The organism is Candidatus Melainabacteria bacterium RIFOXYA2_FULL_32_9, assembly GCA_001784615.1.
Classification (GTDB): domain Bacteria; phylum Cyanobacteriota; class Vampirovibrionia; order Gastranaerophilales; family UBA9579; genus UBA9579.
In genome coordinates this window covers 1-226 of the sequence record MFRQ01000084.1, presented here as the reverse complement: position 1 = coordinate 226, position 226 = coordinate 1, and the positions used below count along the sequence as shown (strand labels likewise).

At 39.4% G+C, this 226-nt stretch carries 1 pseudogene; it reads right to left on the bottom strand.

The features are described 5' to 3' along the window. Window positions 1–226 (bottom strand): annotated as a pseudogene (locus tag A2255_10495) (hypothetical protein).

Here is a 226-nt window from a genome sequence, read left to right as displayed (position 1 = left end):
GGTTTCCAACCTCCGGCCACTATAATGGGCTTATTCGTTACTATTTTTTGTGTCGGGTCAGAAACTATCATATTGTACGACAATTCCTTAAAAAGCAAGCGTACAAAAGCGGCATTTAACCAAGTAGACTCAATACCAATCCAATCCAAATCTTCATTTTTAGCTGAAATGGCTTGTTTTAGAGCAATTTGATAATTCCTGGCCGTTGAGCCTCCTCCAACTACTA